2 protein-coding genes and 2 pseudogenes are annotated in these 1726 nt (G+C 70.9%); 2 read left to right on the forward strand and 2 right to left on the reverse strand.

Translation table 11 applies throughout. From position 1 onward, the window contains the following. Window positions 1-313 precede the first annotated feature (313 nt). Both A5659_RS16400 and A5659_RS27795 read right to left on the reverse strand, forming a co-directional pair. Window positions 314-964, reverse strand: a pseudogene (locus A5659_RS16400) (hypothetical protein); the annotation flags it as partial. 132 nt (window positions 965-1096) lie between these two features. After that, window positions 1097-1270: a hypothetical protein gene (locus A5659_RS27795; RefSeq protein WP_156749249.1), complete on the reverse strand. Its 174-nt coding sequence runs from the start codon at window positions 1268-1270 to the stop codon at window positions 1097-1099. Between A5659_RS27795 and A5659_RS28195 the strand changes: the two genes are divergently transcribed. Together A5659_RS28195 and A5659_RS16405 are read left to right on the forward strand one after the other, a co-directional pair. Further along, window positions 1269-1415 carry a hypothetical protein gene (locus A5659_RS28195; protein ID WP_197498036.1) on the forward strand — a complete coding sequence of 49 codons (147 nt, stop codon included), beginning with the start codon at window positions 1269-1271 and terminating at the stop codon, window positions 1413-1415. The two genes, A5659_RS27795 and A5659_RS28195, sit on opposite strands and share 2 nt — an antisense overlap. A 21-nt stretch (window positions 1416-1436) precedes the next feature. Next, window positions 1437-1726 (forward strand): annotated as a pseudogene (locus A5659_RS16405) (hypothetical protein); the annotation flags it as partial.

The raw sequence follows: 1726 nt of genomic DNA on the forward strand, positions 1-1726 counted from the left end.
TCGTGGCGCTGAAGTCCACGCTCGAGGCGGCCACCCCGCTTCCGGTCACCGGCCCCGAGGAGCCGGACATGGCGCTGGCCCGCGGCGCGGCCCTGGCCTCGGCGAACGCGCCGCTGTTCGCGTCGTCGACGGCCGCCCTGGCCTACGCGCTGGATCCGGGCACCGGCGAAATGAATCCACCCGGCCTCGGCCCGTCGTACCTGGACGTCTGGGGCCACGCCGACGTCGACACCGACGTGCGGGCCTACAGCGCCGTCGCCGACGACGACGAGGACCCCCCGCGCCGCCGGCCCTTGTCCATGCTGCTGGCCGGCAGCGCCATGTCCGGCTCCTCGGGGCCGGTGACCGGAAGCGGGGTGGCCGCCTCGAGCGTGGACTTCAGCGCCACGATGTCGGTTCCGCAGCCGATCACGAACACACCGTCGGCGCGCGACCCGCGGGCGTCCAGACCGGAGACCATCGACGCCAGCTCGACGGCCAGGCCGCCCGCGCGAGCGTCGCCGATCTGGCGCCGGTGCAGATCGACGATGGAGCCGTCGGAGACGTCGACCACCGCCAGCGTCGCGTTCGCCGGCTCGACGAACAGCATCGCGAGGCGCTCGTAGCCGAGCGCGTATCCGACGGTCTGGGCCAGCGCGGCGGCGGCCAGCAACGGCGCGACCAGCATCACGCCGTCGATCTCGCGGGTGGCGAGCGCCTCCCGCAGCGCCCCGACGCCGGCGGGGTCACTCCAGGTGACCCCGACGGAGGTCAGCCGGTGGCCGCCCTCGAGCACTCCTTCGCGGGTGCCGATGATCGCGTCGATCACCTGACCGACCGCACCGGCGCCGAGATCAGCCGAATTCCCTGCAGCTCCAACCGCGAACTCTTCTTGTTCGACGGTCACGCCATCCGCATTTTCACCTTCGATCGCTACCAGGCGGACTGTCCTGGGAGCCATCGACACTCCAAGCACGATGTCCACGTAACGCCTCCAAGGTCTTTTGCAACGCCCTGTGCGAGGGCACGACGGGATGAACCCCGTCCGAACTTGGTGACATAAACGTTACGCGCGTGCGGCTAACCCCGCAGGCGGTGTGCGTACGCAGGAAGGACGCTAGTAGCCCGGCCCCAGGAACGGATTCTGGGAGCTGCCCGGATACGGCGAATACTGGTTCCCCGGATACGGCTGATATTGCGGGTACTGCGGCGTCGACGGGGCCTGCTGCTGGGGAACCGGCACCGGAATCGGTATCGGCAGCAGCGGAACGTGGATCCACTCCGTGGTCATGGGCACCGTCGAGGTGGTGGTCGTCGGCGGCGGTGGCGGCGGCGGTGTGGAGCTGGTTTCCACCGGCGGTGGCGGCGGCACCGTCGTGGTGACCGTCGGTTGCGGCGGCGCGGTGGTGGGCGGCGCCGTATGCCTGGGGGTGTAGACCGGTGCCGGCGGTGCGGTGGTGACCACCACCGGTGGCGGTGGCGGTGGCGGTGACGGCGGCGGTTCCGGTGGTGGCGGCGGCGGGCTGGGAATCGGTTGCGCACTGGGCGGCGGCGACGTGCTGGTGATCGACGACGAGGCGCTGACCGATCGCGAATTGGCTTGGTCGCAAACCGAATACCCCGGCGACCTGCGGATGCGGTTCGGCGGGGAAACCTACGACGAAGACGGTCCGGCCGGCTGGTCGATGCGGCTCAACGTCATCCAGCCGCCGCGGGAACGCCGGCGCTGGCTGCGGCTTCGGTTCTC

It is taken from the genome of Mycobacterium sp. 1165196.3 (assembly GCF_001673415.1).
Taxonomy (GTDB): Bacteria; Actinomycetota; Actinomycetes; order Mycobacteriales; family Mycobacteriaceae; genus Mycobacterium; species Mycobacterium europaeum_A.

Coding starts and splice junctions, on each gene's coding strand:
- A5659_RS28195 (WP_197498036.1), top strand. CDS start 1,269: ATGGGCACCGTCGAGGTGGTGGTCGTCGGCGGCGGTGGCGGCGGCGGT.
- A5659_RS27795 (WP_156749249.1), bottom strand. CDS start 1,270: ATGACCACGGAGTGGATCCACGTTCCGCTGCTGCCGATACCGATTCCG.